General features: G+C 72.2%; 20 protein-coding genes. 12 read left to right on the top strand and 8 right to left on the bottom strand.

Features of this window, described 5'->3' with window-relative positions; all coding sequences use genetic code 11:
* Positions 1-48 precede the first annotated feature (48 nt).
* Positions 49-1,542, bottom strand: a complete 1,494-nt coding sequence (locus ACTG9Q_RS10510; protein ID WP_455572478.1) for a glutamate--cysteine ligase — start codon at positions 1,540-1,542, stop codon at positions 49-51.
* 153 nt (positions 1,543-1,695) lie between these two features.
* Between ACTG9Q_RS10510 and ACTG9Q_RS10505 the strand changes: the two genes are divergently transcribed.
* From ACTG9Q_RS10505 to ACTG9Q_RS10490, 4 genes are all read left to right on the top strand, one after another.
* Entirely contained in the window at positions 1,696-2,547 is an 852-nt protein-coding gene (locus tag ACTG9Q_RS10505; RefSeq protein ID WP_455572477.1) for a TrmH family RNA methyltransferase, read from the top strand.
* Positions 2,525-3,190 (top strand): DUF2537 domain-containing protein, encoded by a 666-nt coding sequence (locus ACTG9Q_RS10500; RefSeq protein ID WP_455572476.1) that lies wholly within the window; start codon positions 2,525-2,527, stop codon positions 3,188-3,190. Before ACTG9Q_RS10505 ends, ACTG9Q_RS10500 begins: the two co-directional genes overlap by 23 nt.
* Before the next feature lie 95 nt (positions 3,191-3,285).
* Positions 3,286-5,046, top strand: coding sequence for an ABC transporter ATP-binding protein (locus tag ACTG9Q_RS10495; protein ID WP_455572475.1), 1,761 nt, complete (start codon positions 3,286-3,288; stop codon positions 5,044-5,046).
* On the top strand, positions 5,043-6,878 hold the full coding sequence (locus ACTG9Q_RS10490; RefSeq protein WP_455572474.1) for an ABC transporter ATP-binding protein: 1,836 nt from the start codon (positions 5,043-5,045) through the stop codon (positions 6,876-6,878). The genes ACTG9Q_RS10495 and ACTG9Q_RS10490 overlap by 4 nt, the downstream gene beginning before the upstream one ends.
* Before the next feature lie 63 nt (positions 6,879-6,941).
* Here ACTG9Q_RS10490 and ACTG9Q_RS10485 read toward each other — a convergent pair whose 3' ends face one another.
* Both ACTG9Q_RS10485 and pdxH read right to left on the bottom strand, forming a co-directional pair.
* Positions 6,942-8,213, bottom strand: a complete 1,272-nt coding sequence (locus tag ACTG9Q_RS10485) for an MFS transporter (protein ID WP_455572473.1) — start codon at positions 8,211-8,213, stop codon at positions 6,942-6,944.
* A gap of 57 nt (positions 8,214-8,270) precedes the next feature.
* Positions 8,271-8,933, bottom strand: coding sequence for a pyridoxamine 5'-phosphate oxidase (gene pdxH, locus ACTG9Q_RS10480; RefSeq protein WP_455572472.1), 663 nt, complete (start codon positions 8,931-8,933; stop codon positions 8,271-8,273).
* A gap of 270 nt (positions 8,934-9,203) precedes the next feature.
* Here pdxH and ACTG9Q_RS10475 point away from each other — a divergent pair, with 270 nt between their 5' ends.
* From ACTG9Q_RS10475 to sepH, 5 genes are all read left to right on the top strand, one after another.
* Positions 9,204-10,340, top strand: coding sequence for a citrate synthase 2 (locus tag ACTG9Q_RS10475; RefSeq protein ID WP_455572471.1), 1,137 nt, complete (start codon positions 9,204-9,206; stop codon positions 10,338-10,340).
* Between the two features lie 95 nt (positions 10,341-10,435).
* Positions 10,436-10,966, top strand: a complete 531-nt coding sequence (locus tag ACTG9Q_RS10470; RefSeq protein WP_455572470.1) for a hypothetical protein — start codon at positions 10,436-10,438, stop codon at positions 10,964-10,966.
* Positions 10,967-11,019: 53 nt separating this feature from the next.
* Positions 11,020-12,381 carry a serine hydrolase domain-containing protein gene (locus ACTG9Q_RS10465; RefSeq protein WP_455572469.1) on the top strand — a complete coding sequence of 454 codons (1,362 nt, stop codon included), beginning with the start codon at positions 11,020-11,022 and terminating at the stop codon, positions 12,379-12,381.
* Positions 12,382-12,454: 73 nt separating this feature from the next.
* The gene (gene serC / locus ACTG9Q_RS10460; RefSeq protein ID WP_455572468.1) at positions 12,455-13,591 is read left to right on the top strand and encodes a phosphoserine transaminase; all 1,137 of its coding nucleotides are present in this window, start codon (positions 12,455-12,457) and stop codon (positions 13,589-13,591) included.
* A 150-nt stretch (positions 13,592-13,741) separates the two neighbouring features.
* A complete protein-coding gene (sepH, locus tag ACTG9Q_RS10455) occupies positions 13,742-15,046 on the top strand; it encodes a septation protein SepH (RefSeq protein WP_455572467.1) in 1,305 nt (434 codons plus the stop codon).
* Between the two features lie 22 nt (positions 15,047-15,068).
* Here sepH and ACTG9Q_RS10450 read toward each other — a convergent pair whose 3' ends face one another.
* Positions 15,069-15,305, bottom strand: coding sequence for a hypothetical protein (locus ACTG9Q_RS10450; RefSeq protein WP_455572466.1), 237 nt, complete (start codon positions 15,303-15,305; stop codon positions 15,069-15,071).
* Between the two features lie 115 nt (positions 15,306-15,420).
* On the opposite strand from ACTG9Q_RS10450, the gene ACTG9Q_RS10445 reads away from it, so the two are divergent.
* Both ACTG9Q_RS10445 and ACTG9Q_RS10440 read left to right on the top strand, forming a co-directional pair.
* A complete protein-coding gene (locus ACTG9Q_RS10445; protein ID WP_455572465.1) occupies positions 15,421-16,323 on the top strand; it encodes an aldose 1-epimerase family protein in 903 nt (300 codons plus the stop codon).
* Entirely contained in the window at positions 16,320-17,531 is a 1,212-nt protein-coding gene (locus tag ACTG9Q_RS10440) for an amidohydrolase (protein WP_455572464.1), read from the top strand. The genes ACTG9Q_RS10445 and ACTG9Q_RS10440 overlap by 4 nt, the downstream gene beginning before the upstream one ends.
* Positions 17,532-17,535: 4 nt before the next feature.
* Here ACTG9Q_RS10440 and ACTG9Q_RS10435 read toward each other — a convergent pair whose 3' ends face one another.
* The 4 genes from ACTG9Q_RS10435 to ACTG9Q_RS10420 form a co-directional block, all read right to left on the bottom strand.
* Positions 17,536-18,171 carry a cation diffusion facilitator family transporter gene (locus ACTG9Q_RS10435; RefSeq protein WP_455572463.1) on the bottom strand — a complete coding sequence of 212 codons (636 nt, stop codon included), beginning with the start codon at positions 18,169-18,171 and terminating at the stop codon, positions 17,536-17,538.
* The gene (gene cmtR / locus ACTG9Q_RS10430; protein WP_455572462.1) at positions 18,168-18,476 is read right to left on the bottom strand and encodes a Cd(II)/Pb(II)-sensing metalloregulatory transcriptional regulator CmtR; all 309 of its coding nucleotides are present in this window, start codon (positions 18,474-18,476) and stop codon (positions 18,168-18,170) included. The genes ACTG9Q_RS10435 and cmtR overlap by 4 nt, the downstream gene beginning before the upstream one ends.
* 286 nt (positions 18,477-18,762) lie before the next feature.
* Positions 18,763-19,206 (bottom strand): Imm1 family immunity protein, encoded by a 444-nt coding sequence (locus tag ACTG9Q_RS10425; protein ID WP_455572461.1) that lies wholly within the window; start codon positions 19,204-19,206, stop codon positions 18,763-18,765.
* Positions 19,206-20,000, bottom strand: coding sequence for a DddA-like double-stranded DNA deaminase toxin (locus ACTG9Q_RS10420; protein ID WP_455572460.1), 795 nt, complete (start codon positions 19,998-20,000; stop codon positions 19,206-19,208). The genes ACTG9Q_RS10425 and ACTG9Q_RS10420 overlap by 1 nt, the downstream gene beginning before the upstream one ends.
* Positions 20,001-20,211: 211 nt before the next feature.
* On the opposite strand from ACTG9Q_RS10420, the gene ACTG9Q_RS10415 reads away from it, so the two are divergent.
* The gene (locus tag ACTG9Q_RS10415; protein ID WP_455572459.1) at positions 20,212-20,469 is read left to right on the top strand and encodes a hypothetical protein; all 258 of its coding nucleotides are present in this window, start codon (positions 20,212-20,214) and stop codon (positions 20,467-20,469) included.

The raw sequence follows: 20,469 nt of genomic DNA, 5'->3' as shown, positions 1-20,469 counted from the left end.
CCCCGCTTCCAAGCGTCCGGAAGCGGGGGCCCACTCGCGTCGGTGGCGCTACACCGAGGGCCAGGTGTGGACCGGGTCACCGGCCTCGCTGAGCTCGATGTAGCGCCGCAGCATCGCCGCCAGCGCCGCCTCCCGGTCCAGCCCGCGCGCCTCCAGGGTCGACACCGTCTCCCGCTGCCAGCTCGACCCGGTCCGCCGCGCCAGGCAGCGCGCCTCGATGACGCCCAGGAACCGCTCGCGCGCGGTGTCGGCGACCCCGCAGTCGGCCAAGCCCTCGTGCGCCATCGGCAGCAGCTTGCGCAGCACCAGCTCGTCCGGCGGCACCCAGCCGATCCCCGGCCAGTACAGCTGGCTGCCGAACGCGTGCCGCGCGCCCGCGTGCAGGTTCTCCTCGGCGGCCTGGAACGACATCTGAGTCCACAGCGGACGGTCCTGTGTGGCCAGTGCCCGCTGTGCGCCGTAGAAGAACGCGGCGTTGGCCACCATGTCGATCACGGTCGGCCCGGCGGGCAGCACCCGGTTCTCCACCCGCAGGTGCGGCACGTCGTCGCTGATGTCGTACACCGGGCGGTTCCACCGCCAGATCGTGCCGTTGTGCAGGCGCAGCTCGCTCAGGCGGGGCGGGTGGCCGCGGTCGAGCGCCTCCAGCGGGTCCTCGTCGTCCAGCTCCGGCAGCAAACCGGGGAAGTAGCGCACGTTCTCCTCGAACAGGTCGAAGATCGAGGTGATCCACCGCTCGCCGAACCACACCCTCGGGCGCACGCCCTGGTTCTTCAGCTCCTCCGGGCGGGTGTCGGTGGCCTGCAGGAACAGCGGGATGCGCGTCTCGTGCCAGAGCGCCTTGCGCAGCAGGAAGGGCGAGTTGGCCGCGATGGCGACCTGCACGCCGGCCAGGCACTGCGCGGCGTTCCAGTTGGCGGCGAACTGCTCGGGCGGCACCTGCAGGTGCAGCTGGGTGGAGGTGCACGCGGCCTCGGCCAGGATCGAGTCCTGCATCTTTCGCAACTTCTCGGCCCGGCGCCCCGGCATCGGGGTGCCCTCCATGTTCAGCACCATCTCCTCGCCGCGCGCGGCGAAGATCTGCTCGTTGAGCCTGTGGTAGCGGCCTTTCTGGGTCAGCCAGCGCGCTTCCAGGTGCTCGGCGCGCAGCGTGGGCAGGGTGCCGATGACCACGAGGCGCGCGCCCGCGTCCTGGGCCTTGAGCGAGGCCCCGGCCAGCGACTGGCGCAGCTCGGACTCCAGCTCCAGCGACTGCGTGCCGCTCAGCGGTCTCGGCGGCACGTTGAGTTCGAGGTTGTGCTGGGCGAGTTCGAGGGTGTAGCAGGGATCGCCGATCTTCTCCAGCACGGTGGTGTTGAGCATCGCGGGCCGCAGGTCGTCGTCGACCAGGTTCAGCTCGATCTCCATGCCCATCTGCGGTGGCGCGGCGTCGAAACCGCCCTCGGTCAGCATCCGCCCCAGCGCGTCCAGACAGCGCCGCATCTTCGCCCGATAGCGCTGTCGGTCGAGCCCGCCCGCTTCGGTCGCTACGTCCTGGCCCATGCCGCCCTCCCGTCTGCCCGGCTCGTCAGCCGGAACCTGCGCGGGAGGCCAACGTTCGCATAGGGCGGACTTGCTTGCTAGCGGCCAAATTGGTGCAGTGCGTTATCTCGATGTCACGCTGCGCGAACGAAGGCGCGCCTGGGCCCGTCGGCTATGGCGTGCGACACTTCGCGGGTGGCGCAGGTGATCGAGGTGGCGGACCCCGCCGACCCGCGGCTTGACGACTTCCGCGACCTCACCACGGCCGACCGCAGGCCGGACCGCCCAGGCGGGCGCGGCCTGGTGATCGCCGAGGGCGTCGTCGTCGTGCAGCGCCTGCTCGCCTCCCGCTACCCCGTGCGCGCGCTGCTGGGCGTGTCCCGGCGCATCGAGGCGCTGGCCGGTGACCTGGCGGGCCACGACGTCCCGGCGTACGCGACCACCGCCGAGGTGATGGCCGAGGCCGTCGGCTTCCACCTCAACCGCGGCGTGCTCGCCGCCGCCGACCGCGCGACGCCGGTCCCGGTGCCCGACCTGATCGCCACCGCGCGCACCGTCACGGTGCTGGAGGGCGTCGGCGACCACGAGAACCTGGGCGCGCTGTTCCGCAACGCCGCCGCCCTCGGCGTCGACGCCGTGCTGCTCGCCCCCGGCTGCAGCGACCCGCTCTACCGCCGCAGCGTGCGCGTGTCGATGGGGCACGTGCTCGCGGTGCCCTTCGCCCAGCTGGAGCCGTGGCCCAATGGGCTGGAGCTGCTGCGGGACAACGGTTTCCGGGTCCTGGCCCTGACCCCGCGCGCCGACGCCGTCCCGCTGTCCACCGCTGTGCGGCCGGGGGAGCGGGTGGCGCTGCTGCTCGGCTCGGAAGGCCCCGGGCTCAGCGAGGCGGCGCTGGCCGCCGCCGACGCCACCGTGCGCATCCCGATGTCGCGCGCCGTCGACTCGCTCAACGTCGCGACCGCGGGCGCGGTCGCGTTCTACGCACTCACCGAAGGAGCAGCGGGTGGAACTGCGCGCCAGGGATGAGCGGGCCGTGCTCGTCGGTCGGGACGCCGCCGGTCAGAACAGCGCCAGCCATGACAGCGTCAGTCAGGGCAGCGCCGGTCAGAGCAGCGCCGGTCATGAGAAGGCCGGTCATGAGAGGGAGATCGACCTCGACACCCTGTCGCTGGACGCGGACCTGGTCGCCGACCTGCACGAGTGGGCGAAGGTCGCCGCCGCGGTCGGCGACGCCGACCCGGACTCGGCCGGGTCGGTGGTCTCCCGCCGCGGCCTGCGGCTGGTGGGCCAGGTCGCCGACGCGCTGGGCACGCCGGTCGGCTACGTCGACCCGGTGACCGGGGAGGTCTCGGTGGTGGACCCGGGGGCGACCGTGCCGGCCCCGCCCGCCCCGGTGAGCGCGGAGCCGACGCCGTGGGGGACCGGGCTGCTGGTCTCGGCGTTCGCGCTGGTGCTGGTGGTGTTCGCCGTGGTGACCCTGGCGTCCACGCTGAACGAGACCTCGCCGCTGCTGGCCCTGGGCGCCAACGTCGTGGTGACCGCCGGGCTGCTGCCCTCGGTCTGGCTGACCCGCGCGGTGCCGGTCTGGCGGTGGGTCGCCTTCGGTGTCGTGGCCGGGATCTTCGCGGGGTGGGTGGCGCTGCCGTTCATCATCTTCGGCGGGCCTTGACCTCCACCGCGGACGAGGTCGCACGATCGAAACTCGGATGACGGGCCTGCCGGGTCCGGCGTACGGTCGAGCGTCGACCTGCCTTGGGGGAGTGCGTGGAGAGCGAACCGAAACGCGGCGGCCTGGCCGCGATCGCGCGGCTGGGCCCGTACCTGCGGCCCGTTCGCGGCAGGCTCATCGGCTCGGGTTCGGCGGTGCTGGTCTCGATGGTGTGCGGCCTGGCCATCCCGCTGGTCATCCAGCGCATCCTCGACGGCCCGGTCGCCCAGGGCGACACCGGCGACCTGCTGTGGATGGTGGCCGTGGTCGCGCTGCTGGGCGCCACCGAGGCGGTGCTGTTCTTCACCCGCCGCAAGCTCATCGCCGGGCCGAGCACCAGGGTCGAGGCCGAGCTGCGCGCCGACCTGTACTCGCACCTGCACCGGCTGCCCATCTCCTTCCACGACCAGTGGCAGTCCGGGCAGCTGCTCTCCCGGGCGGTGTCGGACCTCTCGACCATCCGCCGGTTCATCGCCTTCGCCGGGATCTTCCTGGTGGTCAACACCCTGACCATGGTCATCGGCCTGGGCGTGCTGTTCTACCTGCACCCGCTGCTGGGCCTGATCACCCTGGTCTGCTCGGCGCCGCTGGTCCTCATCTCCACGCTGTTCGAGTCGAAGTACGCGGTGCTCTCGCGGCGGTCCCAGGACCAGGAGGGCGACCTGGCCACCACGGTCGAGGAGTCCGTGCTGGGCATCCGGGTGCTCAAGGCGTTCGGCCGCGGCCCCGAGCTGGCCAAGCGCTTCGCCGCGCAGGCCCGTGAGCTGCGCGGCACCGAGCTGGCCAAGATGAGGGTGCTGGCGCTGCTGTGGGCGTCGATCATCGTGCTGCCCGAGCTGGGGATCGCCGCGCAGCTGCTGGTGGGCTCGCTGGGCATCGCCAACGGCTCGATGACCGTGGGCACGCTGATCGCGGGCATCACCGTGGCCGTGTACCTGCGCTGGCCGGTGGACTCGATCGGCTGGCTGCTGGCCGAGACCAACCAGACCGCCACCGCGGCCGAGCGGTACTGGGAGGTCCGCGACGCCGAGGTCACCATCACCGACCCGGCCGAGCCCAGGCACCTGCCCGCCGACGGCGCGGGCACGCTGCGCTTCGAGGACGTCCACTTCGCCTACGCGGGCGCCGACGTGCTCGCCGGGGTGAACCTGGAGGTCCGGCCCGGCGAGACCGTCGCCCTGGTCGGGCCGACCGGGTCGGGCAAGACGACGCTGACCGCGCTGGTCGCCCGGCTGGCCGACGTCACCGGCGGGCGGGTCACCGTCGACGGGGTCGACGTGCGCGACGTGCCGCTGGAGGAGCTGCGCACCGCCGTGGCCACCGCGTTCGAGGAGGCCGTGCTGTTCTCGGCCAGCGTCGCGGAGAACGTGCGCCTCGGGGCGCCGGGCGCCTGCGACGACGACGTGCGCACCGCGCTGCGGGTCGCGCAGGCGGAGAAGTTCGTCGGCGAGCTGCCCTGGGGCCTGGACACCCGCATCGGCGAGCAGGGCCTGTCGCTGTCCGGCGGGCAGCGACAGCGCCTCGCCCTGGCCCGCGCCGTGGTGGGCAGGCCCAGGGTGCTGGTGCTCGACGACCCGCTCTCCGCGCTGGACGTGCAGACCGAGGCCGAGGTCGAGCACGCCCTGCGCACCGTGCTCAGCGGGGTCACCGCGCTGGTCGTGGCCCACCGGCCGAGCACCGTGCAGCTGGCCGACCGGGTCGCGCTGCTCGACGGGGGCCGGATCACCGCCGTCGGCACCCACACCGAGCTGCTGGCGACCAACGCCGCCTACCGCAGCCTGCTGTCCACAATGGACAACGAACGGACGACAGTATGAGCGCCGACGAGGAGTCCTGGCGCGGCGTGGCCGCCGAGGACACCGAGAACCCGACCCAGCGCACGACGCTGCGCCTGCAGGCGCGCTCGCGGGCCCTGCTGGGCACCCTGCTGCGCCCGCACCTGGCCGCCGCCCTGCTGGCGCTGCTGCTCATCATCATCGACAACGCCCTCGCCCTGGCCGGTCCGCTGCTCATCGCCGTGGCCATCGACTCGGGCATCCCGCAGGCCGTCGGCGGTGACACCACCGTGCTGGCGTGGTGCGTCGGCGGCTACCTCGTCACCGGCGTCGGCTCGGCGGGGGCGCGCTACACGTTCCTGCGGCTGTCCGGGCGCATCGGCCAGGACCTGCTGCTCGACCTGCGCAAGCGGATCTTCCGGCACGCCCAGCGGCTGTCGCTGTCCTTCCACGAGTCCTACACCTCCGGCAAGGTCATCTCCCGGCTGACCAGCGATGTCGACACCCTCGACGAGCTGCTGGAGAACGGCATCGACGGCCTGCTGTCGGCGGGACTGTCCATCGTGGGCATCGCGGTGCTGCTGCTGGTGCTCGACGTGCCGCTGGCGCTGTTCGTCCTGGCCGGGTTCATCCCGCTGCTGCTGGCCGCGCGCTGGTTCTTCCGCAACTCCAACGCCGCGTACCGGCACACCCGCGGCGCCATCGCCAAGATCATCGTCCAGTTCGTGGAGACGATGAACGGGATGCGCGCGGTCCAGGCGTTCCGCAGGGCCGAGCGCAACGAGTCGATCATGGGCGTGCTCAACGGCAGCTTCCGCGACGCCAACCGCGAGGCCCTCGGCGTGGTCGCGTGGTTCACCATGAGCGTGCGGCTGGTCGGCAACCTCAGCCTGGCGGTGGTGCTGGCCTTCGGCGCGTGGCGGGTGGTCGGCGGCGGCCTGGAGCTGGGCGTGCTCACGGCGTTCCTGCTGTACCTGCGCCGCTTCTACGACCCGCTCGACGAGATGGCGATGTTCGCCAACGCCTACTCCGCGGCCACCGCCGCGCTGGAGAAGATCTCCGGCCTGCTGCAGGAGGAGCCCGACGTCCGCGAGCCCGCCGACCCGCGCCCGCTGCCCGAGCGCCCCGGCACCCCCGGGCGCGCCGTCGCCTTCGAGCGCACGGCGTTCCGGTACTCGGCGGAGGGCCCGGTCGTGCTGCCGGAGTTCGACCTGGCGATCCCGGCGGGGCAGACCGTGGCGCTGGTCGGCCCGACCGGCGCGGGCAAGTCGACGCTGGCCAAGCTCATGGCCCGCTTCTACGACCCGACCTCGGGCGCGGTGCGCCTGGACGGCGTGCCCCTCGCCGAGCTGGCCGACGCCGAGCTGCGCGCCGCGGTGGTCATGGTGACCCAGGAGAACTTCCTGTTCGCGGGCTCGGTCGCCGACAACATCGCCCTGGGTCGGCCGGGCGCGACCCGCGCGCAGATCGAGTCGGCGGCGGGCGCGGTGGGCGCCCACGCGTTCATCTCCCGCCTGCCCGAGGGCTACGACACCGACGTCCGCAAGCGCGGCGGGCGGCTGTCCGCGGGCCAGCGCCAGCTGGTCGCCTTCGCCCGCGCGTTCCTGGCCGACCCCGCGGTGCTGGTGCTGGACGAGGCCACCTCCAGCCTGGACATCCCGACCGAGCGGGCGGTGCAGGCGGCCCTGGAGTCGGTGCTGGCCGAGCGCACCGCGCTGATCATCGCCCACCGCCTGTCGACGGTCCTGATCGCCGACCGGGTGCTGGTCATCGATGACGGCCGGGTGGTCGAGGACGGCACACCGGCGGACCTGATCGCCGACTCGGGCCGCTTCGCCGCCCTGCACTCCCGCTGGCGCGAATCCCTCGTCTAGGCCGTGCTCCACATCTGAAACACGGCCTGGCGCGGCCTGACCGGCGTGGGCAGGCCGCGCCGGTCAGTGCTCTTTCGGGGCGAACCGGAAGCGCCAGAACGCCGGGACCGCGGCGACGGTCACCAGGGTCAGCACCACGACCAGCAGCCCGCCCACCGTGGCGGCCATCGCCGGGCCGATCGCCGCGCCGCCCCAGCCGTGCAGGATGTCGGCGACGCGCGGCCCGCCCGCGACCACGACGGTGAACACGCCCTGCATCCGGCCGCGCATCTCGTCGGTGGCCTCGGTCTGCAGCATCGAGCTGCGGTGCACGGCGCTCACCAGGTCGGCGCCGCCGCCGATGGCCAGGAAGACCGCGGCCAGCCACAGCGAGGACGTCAGGCCGAACGCGGCCATCGCCAGCCCCCACACGATGACCGACACGGTGATCACCGCGCCCTGCCGCGTCATCCTGGCGAACCAGCCGGAGAACACCCCGAACAGCGCCGAGCCGATCGGGATGGCGGCGAACAGCCAGCCCAGGGCGATGCCGCCGCCGGGCGGGTCGCCGAAGGTGCGCTCGGCCATCTCCGGGAACAGCGCGCGCGGCATCCCCGCGACCATCGCGATGATGTCGACCAGGAAGCTGACCAGCAGCAGCTTGCGGGCGCTGAGGTAGCGGAACCCGTCGACGATGTCGCGCAGCCCGGCCCGGCTCGTCGCGTTCGCCCCCGGCCGGATCGGCGGGAGCAGGAACACCAGGCCCAGCGCCAGGACCAGGGCGACGGTGTCGATCAAGTACAAAGTGGACAGGCCGAGGACGGGGATCAGCGCGCCCGCGGCCAGCGGCCCGAAGACCATGCCGAAGGTGAAGGTGGTGAAGTTGAGCGCGTTCGCCGGTGGCAGCAGCTCCAGGGGCACCAGCCGGGCCACCGCGGCGCTGCGGGTGGGCATGTTGACCGCGACGAAGGCCTGTTGCAGCCCCAGGAGCACGAGGACGACCCAGACCGAGTCGACGGCCGCGAACGCCTGCAGCCACAGCAGCCCCGAGGTCACCGCGACCCCGGTGTTGCTGATGATGAGCACCACGCGCCGGTCGAACGCGTCGGCGATGGCCCCGCCCCAGAGCCCGAAGACCAGCAGCGGCACCAGCCCGACCGCGCCGGTCAGCCCGACCCACGCCGACGAGCCGGTGAGGTCGTAGACCTGCTTGGGCACGGCGACGGCGGTGAGCTGGCTGCCCACGGCGGTGATCGCCGTGGACAGCCAAAGCCTGCGGTAGTCCCGGATCTTGAGCGGGCGGATATCGATCAGCGCCCGGCTCAGCAGTCCGCGCGGGCGCTCCTCAACGGTCACGGCTCATGAGCTTAGGACAGCTAACGAATCGGCACCCGGTGATTTTCGCGGTGGCCGTCACGGCCCGAGGCGCTCGACCTTCCAGCCGTCGCGGGAGAGCTTGAAGCGCAGCCGGTCGTGCATCCGGTCGCGGCGGCCCTGCCAGAACTCGACCACCTCGGGCTGGATGCGCCAGCCGCCCCAGTGCGGCGGCACCGGCACGGCCCGGCCGTCGGCGAAGCGGCGCTCCACATTGGCCAGCGCGGATTCCAGCGATCCTCGACCGCTGACCACCATCGACTGCGGGGACGCCCAGGCGCCCAGCTGCGAGCCGCGGGGGCGCTTGGCCCAGTACGCGGCCGTCTCGGCGGGGCTGACCTTCTCCACGGTCCCGCGCACGGTCGCCTGGCGGTGCAGGCCGTACCAGGGGAAGGTCGCCGACGCGTAGCGGGCGGCCATCAGGTCGTGGCTCTTGGCGGAGGTGTAGTTGGTGAAGAACACCAGGCCGCGGGCGTCGAGGCCCTTGGCGAGCACGGTGCGGGAGGAGGGCATGCCGTCGGCGCCCGCGGTCGCCAGCACCATGGCGTTCGGCTCGGCCAGCCCGGCGTTGCGGGCGTCGTCGAGCCAGTTCTGCAGCTGGGTGTGCCACGTGTCGGCCAACTCCGCCTCGCTGAGGGCGCCTGTCTCATAGGAGACCCGCATGCTCGGCAGTTCCAGCGTGATGTCAGGGCCGTCCGCCATCGGGCTCTCCATCCAGGTGGGGGTCACCGCACGTGTCAGCGACGGTACGGGTATTCCAGATGAACGGGAACCGCCCAGACGGTGACACCAGCCACCCCACCCCGCTCAGGGGTCGCTGGATCGTTCCACTGGATCGTGACCGAAGACACCGGCGTGAACGATTGCTAACCTCGCGCGCGGGGAGCATGGTTGTCATCCGGCCGCGCGGAACCGCCTCGGTGACCTCGGATTGGTGGCGCCGCGCGTGGGCATGGCGGGAAAGGCGGACCGATGCACAACGCGGTGCAGGAACTCACCACCGACGACGGCTTCCGTCCCGGGCTGGAGGGCGTCGTCGCCTTCCGCACCGAGATCGCCGAGCCCGACCGCGACGGCGGCGCGCTGCGCTACCGGGGTGTGGACATCGAGGACCTGGCGGGCCGGGTCACCTTCGGCGATGTGTGGGCCCTGCTCGTCGACGGCCGCTTCGGCTCCGGCCTGCCGCCCGCCGAGCCCTTCCCGATCCCGGTCCACTCCGGCGATGTGCGCGTGGACGTGCAGGCGGGCCTGGCGATGCTCGCCCCGATCTGGGGCTACGAGCCGCTGCTGGACATCACCGACGACGACGCCCGCGACCAGCTCGCCCGCGCCTCGGTCATGGCGCTGTCCTATGTGGCGCAGTCCGCGCGCGGCATCCACCAGCCCGCGGTCTCCCAGCGCCGGGTCGACCTGTGCACCACCATCACCGAGCGCTTCATGACCCGCTGGCGCGGCGAGCCCGACCCGGCCCACGTGAAGGCCGTCGACGCCTACTGGGTCTCCGCCGCCGAGCACGGCCTCAACGCCTCCACCTTCACCGCCCGCGTCATCGCCTCCACCGGGGCCGACGTGGCCGCGGCGATGTCCGGCGCCATCGGCGCCATGTCCGGCCCGCTGCACGGCGGCGCCCCTGCCCGCGTCCTGCCGATGATCGCCGAGGCCGAGCGCACCGGCGACGCCCGCGCCGTGGTCCGCGGCATCCTCGACCGCCGCGAGCGCCTGATGGGCTTCGGCCACCGCGTGTACCGCGCCGAGGACCCCCGCGCCCGCGTGCTCCGCCGCACCTGCCAGGAACTGGGCGCCGAGCGCTACGAGGTCGCCGCCGCCCTGGAGCAGGCCGCCCTGGCCGAACTCCGCGAGCGCCGCCCCGACCGCGCCATCGAGACCAACGTCGAGTTCTGGGCCGCGGTCATCCTCGACTTCGCCGAGGTCCCCCCGCACATGATGCCCGCCATGTTCACCTGCGCCCGCACCGCGGGCTGGTGCGCGCACATCATGGAGCAGAAGCGCACCGGCCGCCTCGTCCGCCCCGCCGCCTCCTACATCGGCCCCGCCCCCCGCACCCCGGACGAGGTCGAGGGCTGGTCCACGGTCACCCCGCTGCGCTAGGAGTTGCCTGAAACAGCTTGTTGCCTGGTTCGGTAAAACCCGGGATTCAGGCAAAAATCTTAACGCACTGTACTTGATAGTGACAGTGTGTAGCGGTGGATGATGGCTGGTCGTCTCAGGAGCGGTTGGTTGACGCTGGTGTCAGCCAACTGACCCGACTGCTCGGAGCCGACTGGGAGATCACTGCGGACGACGGTGTTCTCACCCTGCGACCGTCGCACGGCGAACCGGCGAGGCGGCTTCTCACGGCACTCGACGTGGAGGACCAGCGGGCCGTCGACGTCAACGTGGCAGGCCCCTCCGCGCTGCTGACGGCCAAGAGCTTCAAGATCCACGAACGGCTCGGGAGCCCGGAGCGGCTTTCCGGCAAGGACGCGGGCGACGTGCTCCGGCTGATGATGACGTCGACCCCGACTGCGGTGGCGGGTGTGTTCGAGGCGCTGCTGTCCCATGAGCGGGTGGGCGAAGTCGCATCGCAAGGGCTCGCTTATCTCCGCGACCTCTTCGGCGGGGCCAGGACGCCCGGTGTGGAGATGGCGGTTCGTGCGCTCGCTGGAAGCGTCCCGGAGCAGCGGGTGCGGGCCTTGGCGCCCGCGTTCGTGGGCCGGCTGCCGCGACCTCGATGACGCTCGTGGGGGCTGGGGCTTATGCGGTTGTTTTATGACCGACAATTCTCCCCATGCTGCAGACCACTGAACTCGCCCTGCTGCGTCGCGTCGCCGCGGAGCAGGCTGACAGTCGTGCTCCCTCGGTGACCGCGGGTGTGGTGCGCGACGGCGACCTGGCCTGGTTCGGCGCGCGGGGGACGGTGGGCGGGCGGGCGCCGACGGTGGACACCCAGTACCGGATCGGGTCGATCACCAAGACGTTCGTGGCGGTGCTGGTCATGCGGCTGCGGGATGAGGGCAGGCTCGACCTCAACGACCCGCTGGACGCCCACGTGCCGGGGACGTCCTTCGGCGGGGTCACCATCGCCCAGCTGCTCGCGCACACCGGCGGGCTCACCAGCGAGTCCCCCGGCGACTGGTGGGAGCGCGCGCCCGGCGGGGACTGGGCGGCGCTGGAGAAGAGCCTCGCCGAGAACGCGCTCAGGCACCGCAGCGGCGCGCGGTTCCACTACACGAACGTGGGGTACGGCGTGCTCGGCGAGCTGGTCGCCCGCCAGCGGGGGATGTCCTGGCTCGACGCGCTCAACGCCGAGGTCCTCCAGCCCCTCGGCATGACCCGCACGACCCCGCACCCGCAGGCGCCCGCCGCCGACGGCTGGGCAGTGCACCCCTTCGCCGACGTGCTGCTGCCCGAGCCCGCCCCGGACGCGGGCGCGATGGCCCCGGCGGGCCAGCTCTGGTCGACGCCCACCGACCTGGCCAGGTGGACCCGGCTGATCGCGGGCGACACCGGCGGGGTGCTGCACCCGGACACCGTCGCGGAGATGCGCGAGCCCGCCCACGTCGACGACGCCGACGAGTGGACCGCGGGCTACGGCCTGGGCCTGCAGACCATGCGGGTCGGCGGGCGGCGCCTGGCCGGGCACGGCGGGTCGATGCCCGGCTTCCTGGCCATGGTGCTGGTCGACGAGCGCACCGGCACCGGCGCGTTCGTCGCCACGAACACCACCTCCGGGGTCGCCGCCGGCGGGATGGCCGCCGAGCTGATCAACCTCGTCGAGCAGCACGAGCCCGCGCTGCCCCGGGAGTGGGCGCCGCTGGCCGAGCACGACCCGGCCCTGCTGGAGCTGACCGGGCTGTGGCACTGGGGCCCGACTCCATACCTGCTCAAGCTGCTCCCCGACCGCTGGCTCAACCTCGCCCCGGTCGCCGGGCGCGGTCGCGCCTCGCGCTTCCGCCCGGCCGGTCCCGACAGGTGGACCGGGCTGGACGGCTACTACGCAGGGGAGACGCTGGAACTGCGCCGCGACGCCGAGGGCCGCCCGAGCCACTTCGACCTGGCGACCTTCGTCTTCACCAGGCAGCCGTACGGCACTCCGGAGGCCGTTCCCGGCGGCGTGGACGCGCAGGGGTGGCGTTCCGGTATCAGCTAGAGGTGTAAGACTGGGCGGGCCACGCCAACGCAGTCGGGGCTCGCCCAGTACACGCACGCGAAAGGCGCCATCGATGACCCAGACCGTCGACCCGAGCACCCTGGAGCTGCCCGCCGACCTGCGGCCCTCCGACGGCCGTTTCGGCTGCGGGCCGTCGAAGGTCCGGCCGGAGCAGCTGGCCGCGCTGGCCGCCCAGGGCGCGGCGCTGATGGGCACCTCGCACCGCCAGAAGCCGGTGAAGTCCCTGGTCGGGCGCGTGCGCTCGGGTCTGCGCGAGCTGTTCGGGCTGCCCGAGGGCTACGAGGTCGTGCTGGGCAACGGCGGCACCACGGCGTTCTGGGACGCCGCCGCATTCGGCCTGGTGCGCGAGCGCTCGCAGCACTTCACCTACGGCGAGTTCTCCTCGAAGTTCGCCAAGGTCACCAAGGGCGCGCCGTTCCTGGCCGACCCGATCGTGGTCTCCGCCGACCCCGGCGGCGCGCCCGCGATCACCTACGCCGAGGGCGCCGACCTCGTCGGCTGGGCGCACAACGAGACCTCCACCGGTGTCGCGGTGCCGGTGTCGCGGCCCACGGGGTCCGAGGGCGCGCTGGTCGCCATCGACGCCACCTCCGGCGCGGGCGGCCTGCCGGTCAACGCCGCCGACTTCGACGTCTACTACTTCGCCCCGCAGAAGTCCTTCGCCTCCGACGGCGGCCTGTGGCTGGCGCTGATGAGCCCGGCCGCGCTGGAGCGGGTCGCCGAGATCGGCGCGTCGGACCGCTGGGTGCCGGAGTTCCTGTCGCTGCCGGTGGCGCTGGAGAACTCGCTGAAGGACCAGACCTACAACACCCCGGCCGTCGCCACGCTGTTCCTGCTGGCCGAGCAGATCGACTGGATGCTGGCCAACGGCGGGCTCGACTGGACCGTCGCGCGCACCAAGGACTCCTCCGACCGCCTCTACGGCTGGGCCGAGAAGACCGGCTACACCTCGCCGTACGTGGCCGACCCGGCGCACCGCTCCCAGGTCGTGGGCACCATCGACTTCGCCGACTCGGTCGACGCGGCGGTCGTGGCCAAGGTCCTCAGGGCCAACGGCATCGTGGACGTGGAGCCGTACCGCAAGCTGGGCCGCAACCAGCTGCGGGTGGCGATGTTCCCGGCCATCGAGCCCGCGGATGTGACCACCCTCACTCGCGCGGTCGACTGGGTGGTCGAGCGCCTGGCCTGACTTTGGGGATGCGGGCAGGGGTACGGATACGGCAAGATCACGAGAGGATGTCACGGGGATCGCGGCGCGCCTAGCGCGTCAAGGCTAATCGCCGATTTACCGTGGGACGCTGGCGAGTGATGTCTGCTCACGTCGTACGGGAGGGTCGCGATGCGCGCGCTGCGGGTCGTCGGACTCGCTGATGGCGGCAAGACCGTCATCTGCGAGGACCCGGCGCGCGGTGAGCGCTTCTCGCTCCCGGCCGATGAGCGACTGAGGGCTGCCGCCCGCGGGGACGTCACCCGACTCGGCCAGATCGAGATTGAGCTGGAGAGCCAGATGCGTCCTCGTGAGATCCAGGCCCGCATCCGTGCGGGTGAATCCGTCGATCAGGTCGCCGAGGTCGCGGGCATCCCCAGCGCCAAGGTGGAGCGCTTCGCGTACCCGGTCCTGCTGGAGCGCGCGCGCACGGCCGACCTGGCCCAGCGCGCCCACCCCGTCCGCGAGGACGGCCCCGACCTGCAGACCCTGGGCGAGGTCTGCCTGCACGCGTTCACCCTGCGCGGGCAGGACTATACCGCCGCGACCTGGGACTCCTGGCGCGGTGACGACGGCAAGTGGATCGTCGAGCTGTGCTGGCAGGCGGGCCGCTCGGTCAACCGCGCGCACTGGGGCTTCCACCCCGGCGCCCACGGCGGCACCGTGAGCCCGCTGGACGATCACGCCCATGACCTGCTCGACCCGCAGCCGACCCGTCAGCTGCGCACCGTGCGCCCGGTGACCGAGCTGGCCCAGGCGGCGCTGAACCTGGACCCCACGCTGCTGCCGTCGCGCCCCGAGCCCGCGGCGCTGGAGGCGTCGTCGCTGGAGGTTAGCGCCGTCGACGTCGCCGTGCCCGACGAGCGCCCGGTCTACGAGCCGCCCGCGGAGCGCCCGGTCGCCTACCAGACCGCGCCGGTGGTGTACCAGCCCGTGTCCGTGGAGCCGTCGACCGCCCACGAGCCGCCGCCGGTCCACGAGCCCGCCGAGCCCTTCGAACTCGCCGAGCCCGCCGCCGTGCCGGTCGCCGAGTCCGCGTCAACCGAGTCCGCACCGGGCGAGTCCGCACCGGGCGAGCCCGCGCCCATCGAGTCCGGGCCAGTCGAGCCTGCACAAATCGAGCCTGCACAAATCGAGCCCGCGCAGCCCGTGCCCGCCCCGGTGTACGAGCACGCCCCGGCCCGGGAGCCTGCCCCCATCTCGGCCTCGATCTCGGCATCGGGCGAGCCGGACCCGACCGAGGCCACGGCGCGCTCCCAGCAGGACTTCGTCGAGGACTTCGAGCTGGCCCCGCCGACCGAGCCCGACCAGGAAGCCCTGATCGAGGAGCCCGCCCGCAAGGCCGAACCGCCGCGCCGGGCCAAGTCCAAGAAGAACCGCCCGATCGTGCCGTCCTGGGAGGACGTCCTGCTGGGCACCCGCTCCAACCGCGGCTAGCGCCCCACATCCGAAACGCGGCCTAGTCGCCGGGAACGGCGTCGAGGAGTGCGGGGTCCCACCCTTCGCGCTCCAGCCAGTCCTCGGCTTCCTCGCGGCTGACCCACCGCGCCCCCGCGGGCCGCCCCCGGCCCAGCCGGTCCCAGCCGTCGGGCGCCAGCACGTGCAGCCGCGCCTCGCGCAGCGCGAGCAGCCGCCCCTCGGGGAACGCCATCGTGGCCTCGGTGCGCAAAAACCGCACCGCATCCGGTCGGCTCATCCATCCATGATGCCCGATCCGCGCGCGCCGAAACACTTGCGGATTCGTCCGCGGAAATGGGATTCCCCGGTGCGCCCGGTGCCCGCGCGCGGTGATCACCGTAGGCTTTGGGCACATGAGCGCACCATCGGGCGAGCACCTCGAGATCACCCTCGGCGACGCGCGGGCCGTCGTCACGACGAACGGGGCGACGCTGCGGGAATTCTCCGTCGCGGGCACCCACTACACCGAGACGTTTCCCGAGGACGAGGCGCCGCCCATGGGGTCGGGGTCGGTCCTGGTGCCCTGGCCCAACCGGGTCGCGGGCGCGGTGTGGCCCGGCGGCGAGCTGGAGATGACCGAGCCCGCCCGCGGCAACGCCATCCACGGGCTGGTGCGCACCGAGCTGTGGACCGTCGCCGAGCACGCCCCCGCGACGCTGCGCCTGGAGGTCTCCGTCGGTGAGCGCCCCGGCTGGCCGCACCCGTTCCGCACCGCCATCACCTACGCCCTCGACGGCCGCGGCCTGACCGTCACCCACGAGGTGGCCAACGAGGGGTCGCGGACCATGCCCTTCGGGGTCGGCACGCACCCGTACCCGCGCGCGGGCAAGGCCGACGCCGACGAGTGCCGCCTGCGCCTGGCCGCCACCACCCACCTGCCCCTCGACCCCGAGCGCATGGTCCCGACCAACGGCCAGGTGGCCATCGACCCGGCCTTCAACACCGGCGCCCCGGTGCGCCCGCTCAAGCTCGACGACGCCTTCGGCGGCTGCGTCCCCGACGCCGACGGCCTCATCCGGCACTGGCTGCGCGGCGACGGCGGCGGCGTCGAGGTGTGGGCCGAGCCGGACTTCCGCTGGGTGCAGGTCTTCACCCCGCCGTCCTGGCCCGGACGCTCCGAGGGGCGCGCGATGGCCATCGAGCCGATGACCTGCCCGCCGGACGCGCTCAACTCCGGTGTGGACCTGCTCCACCTCGAGCCCGGCGCGGTGTGGAGCGGCTCGTGGGGGATCGCCCCACTAGTGTCGGACGCGTGACTCTTGCTGTAACTGGTGGATATGTGGTCCCCGTCATCGGAAAGCCGGTGCACGGGGGGACGGTGCTCATCGAGGGCGACAAGATCGTCGCCGTCGGCACGGCGGAGGACGTCGAGATCCCCGACGGCGCCGAGATCGTCGACGCCTCCGGCTCGTGGGTGCTGCCCGGCTTCGTCGAGGCGCACGCGCACCTCGGCGTGCACGAGGAGGCCGAGGGCTGGGCGGGGCAGGACACCAACGAGATGACCGACCCGGTCACCGCGAAGGTGCGGGCCCTGGACGCGGTCAACCCCGCCGACGAGGGCTTCCGCGACGCGCTCGCGGGCGGGGTGACCACCGTCGTCGTCAAGCCCGGCTCGGGCAACGTCATCGGCGGGCACACCGTCGCCCTCAAGACCTGGGGCCGCACGGTCGACGAGATGCTGATTCGCGACGCGGTCAGCATGAAGAGCGCCCTCGGGGAGAACCCCAAGCGCGTGTACGGCGAGAAGAAGACCATGCCGTCCACGCGCCTCGGCGTCGCCGCGGTGATCCGCGAGCAGCTGACGAAGGCCCAGGACTACGTCGCCCGGCGCGCGCACGCCGCCGAGGAGGGCAAGCCCTTCGACCGCGACCTCACCCTGGAGGCCCTGGCGGGCGTCCTGGACGGGACGACCCCGTGGTGCCAGCACGCGCACCGCGCCGACGACATCGCCACCGCGATGCGCCTGGCCGCGGAGTTCGGCTACCGCCTGGTCCTCAACCACGGCACCGAGGCCCACCTGATCGCCGACACCATCGCCGAGCGCGACATCCCGGTGATCATCGGCCCGCTGTTCACCACGCGGTCCAAAGTAGAGCTGCGCAACCGGCACCTGCGCAACCCCGGCATCCTGGCCCGCGCGGGCATCCGCGTGGCGATCACGACCGACGCCCCGGTGGTGCCGATCGACTTCCTGGTCCACCAGGTGACCCTGGCGGTCAAGGAGGGCCTCGACCCGGCCGAGGGCCTGCGCACGATCACCAGCAACCCCGCGGAGATCCTGGGCCTCGACGACCGGGTGGGCTCGCTGACCCCGGGCCTCGACGCCGACCTGGTCCTGTGGTCCGGCGACCCGCTGGACGTGATGAGCCGCGCCATGCGCGTCTTCGTCTCCGGCCGCGAGGTCTACCACTACGACGAGACCGCGGGCCGCGGCGTCACCGCGGACCCCTACTACCGGCCCTGACCGCTCAGCAGCAGTGCTCGCCTCGCCACGCAAGCCACCCTTCCCGGGCGGCGACCGCGGCGATGGCGAGCGCCGCGAGCGGGTCGACCCAGTGCCAGCCGTAGAGGCTGGTGAGCACGAGGCCGACCAGCAGGACCGCGGACAGGTACGTGCACAGCAGCGTCTGCTTGGAGTCGGCCACCGCGCTGGCCGACCCGAGTTCGCGGCCCGCCCGCCGCTGGGCGTAGGACAGCACCGGCATGACGACCAGCGACACCGCCGCGAGCCCGATCCCCACCGAGGAGTGCCGCGCCACCTCGCCGGTCACCAGCGCCCGCACGGACTCCACGCCCACGAAGGCGGCCAGCGCGAAGAACGACACCGCGATCACCTTGAGCGCGGCCCGCTCGCGCTTCTCCGGCTCCGCGCTGGAGAACTGCCACGCCACCGCCACCGCGGACGCGACCTCGATCACCGAGTCCAGCCCGAACCCGACCAGCGCCGTCGAGTTCGCCACCGTCCCCGCCGCGATCGCGATGACGGCCTCGACGACGTTGTAGGCGATCGTCGCCCCCACCAGCAGCCGAACCCGCCGGGTGAGCACCACCCGCCGGGCGTCGACGAGCACCGGCCCCGAACAGCACGAGCACCCGGCGCTCATGACGCGCACTCCGGGTCGACCGCGAGGACCACCCGGACCAGTTCGCGCAGCGCCAGGGCGAGGTGTGGGTCGGCGATGGCGTACCGCACCTGCCTGCCCTCATAGGTCGCCACGACGAGCCCGCACCCGCGCAGGCACGACAGGTGGTTGGACACGTTGGACCGAGTGAGCCCCAGGCAGGCGGCCAGCTTGCCGGGGTAGCTCACACCGTCGAGCAGCGCGACGAGAATCCGGCAGCGCGTCGGGTCGGCCAGCGCCCGCCCGAGTCGGGCGAGCGCGGCCTCCCGGGTCTCACAGGTCAGCACACGTCGAACAGTACAGTGAAGGCTGACGCTTTGTCGGCCGGTCTTGAACGCTCTGGCGATGACCACCCGCGTGCAGAGCCTCTAGCAGGGCGGCTTGCGTCCTGGTCGAGCTTGACCAGGACAAACTCCGCTGGGCACGGATTGGTCAGGGTTGGGCGCTGATTGGCCCACGAGCCCTAACAGCCACGACAGTCGAACCACCCTGGCTTGGAACACGGCCAAGGACCTCAGCGAAGGGGCCGCTCGTGGACCTCGACGACTCCAGCATCGGTCGGCGCGTGCGCTCCTACGGCGCGTCGCTTTCGGAGGCCGAGCGCAGAGAGGTGATGTCCGCGCTGTCGGTCCATTCGATGCAGGTTGGCCGGGACCGGGTTCGGAGAAACTCGGCGAGCACGGCGTAAACGGTGTCGGCGGGAACTTCCGCATGGGGCGGGATCGGTGCGTCGTGCATCCCGGCAAGGTGGTAGACGGTCCACTCGGTGTTCGTGCCGTCTCGGGGGACAAGCCGAGTGTCTCCTTCGGCCCAGTCGAGAGCGCCGATGGTGTTGTTGATCCCGAAGCCGAGTGCTTTCTGGTCAGGTGATCTCGGGGCGGTCGACCCCGTCGCGATCGCCCACAGCCACGGTATCTCGACTCCTTGATCGTTCAGTGCTTTGACTTCGGCGACGAGATCGAGGTCGTCGGGAAGTTCGTCAACATGCAGAAACGCGTTCTCCAGTATCTCGTGCATTACTCGCTGGCCTTCCCTGTGTAGTCGCGACGGAATGGATTGCCGTTGCGGTCTGTGCCCAGAACGGTCAGAGTGCTTCCGGCGGGAATGAATTCGGGCAGGTAGGCATCACAGCCTTTTCCGGCCCTGGGTTCGGACCCACATGGCGCGTGGTTGATCACGATGCGGGCATGAGTTGCCCCGGATCGGATCATCATTGCGACGGTTTTCATCTCGACGTGATTGTAGAGTACGCGGACGGTCGGATCGGTGAGGCCGAGCCTTTGGGTGCGGCGAGCGACCTCTTCGGTCCAAATGTCGGTGGTGGTGGCCGAGATTTCACCCAAGAAGCGTCCGCCGACCTCGACAATTCCGGTCATCGGCGAGTTGCGCTGACCTCGCCGCACCCGCGCCGGTAGGTCATCGCTATAGGGAAGCGCGTCCTCGGGGTACCGGTCGCCGTGGCGGTTGACCACTGTTGGTGAAGGCACAGGATTTAGTGGTGGCGTGGAAGTCGTGGGTGGCGTCATTGCCGCTGTAGACGGTGAGCCGCCTCCTGCCAGGTGTACGCGGTAGGCGTGGGCGCTGTCTTTCGCCGATCGCGCCGTTTGCAGGATGCTCGCCAGGTTTTGTCGGGCTTGGGTCAACAGGGCCAGTGCTTGGACGATTTCCGGCTGGGAGCTGCCTGCGGTGGCGGCAGCGGCCACGGAGATCGCTTCGTCCCAGGCCGCGACCACGCGCGACAAGATCGCTGTGCCTGCGTCAATCATGTCGGCCGCCGCGTCGAGGTCGGCGGCGACATCGCTGATCGACATGGCGTCATCGTAGGTTCGCGGTCGGCTTTGGCGGTGTGCGTGACCCCCTTTGCCTCGGGGTTCTTCCGCGGTCGCCGACACGATCGAGGCGGACGTCAGCCCGTGGCCCGCTGGGCTCATGCCGGCCGGGCGGGCCAACGTCGCCATCTGGCGCGTGGCCATCGGGGTCGAGACCGGCCAATGCGCGTAGGTCCACGACACCGCCAAGTCCGTGCACCTCGACGACATGCCCGCCACCCGCCGCGGCGCGTTCTGGGCCGACTACAGCCGGGCGCTGCTCGTCGAACGCGGGACACGACAGCAGGGCATCGCCGCCCTCGTTCGCGCCGAGCAGGTCGCGCCTCAGCAGCTCCGCGCCACCGTCTACGCCCGTGAGGCGGTGGCGGGCGTCCTCGCATCCGCCCGCCGGGACGCCGGGGGCCGGGAGCTGCGCGGGCTCGCGTGGCGCTTGGGGATTGCCCCGCTCTGA

The sequence above is a fragment of the Actinokineospora lacus genome, assembly GCF_053813445.1.
Note: the sequence above shows the minus strand (reverse complement) of the source record. Positions and strands in the feature narration are given on the sequence as shown.